Origin of the sequence: Inquilinus limosus MP06 (assembly GCF_000767795.1) — a bacterium.
In the GTDB taxonomy this organism is placed as follows: Bacteria; Pseudomonadota; Alphaproteobacteria; order DSM-16000; family Inquilinaceae; genus Inquilinus; species Inquilinus limosus_E.
Genome location: NZ_JANX01001174.1, coordinates 1 through 338, shown reverse-complemented (window position 1 = coordinate 338; position 338 = coordinate 1). Strand labels below are relative to the sequence as shown.

Annotated in this window: 1 protein-coding gene; it reads right to left on the bottom strand. The window is 70.1% G+C overall.

Translation table 11 applies throughout. The features are described 5' to 3' along the window. Positions 1-30 precede the first annotated feature (30 nt). Positions 31-338, bottom strand: a 308-nt coding sequence (locus tag P409_RS35840; protein WP_034850032.1) for a lytic transglycosylase domain-containing protein, incomplete at its 5' end; no start/stop codon positions are given.

The window sequence follows — 338 nt, the reverse complement described above, 5'->3', positions numbered from 1 at the left end:
GGGCGGCTCCGGCCGAGCCGCCAAGCCAGGTCACTGGCCCTGGATGATGTGGATCGCCTCATAGACCCGCCGCACTTGGTCGGCGTAAGGCCGGCCGGCGTCCAGGTTCTCCGGCCCGGCATTGTACGCGGCGACTGCCGACCAGATGTCGCGCCCGCCGGTGGCGGCGCGCATCTCGCGCAGGATCTCGCCGCCGACCAGCAGGCAGACGCAGCGGTCGGCCAGCAGCTCCTCCCGGGTGACGCCGAGCGCCGCCAGCCGCGGATAGTGCACCGAGTTGATCTGCATCATGCAGACATCCTCGCTGCCATTGCCGTTCGATGCGTTCACCGCCTGCT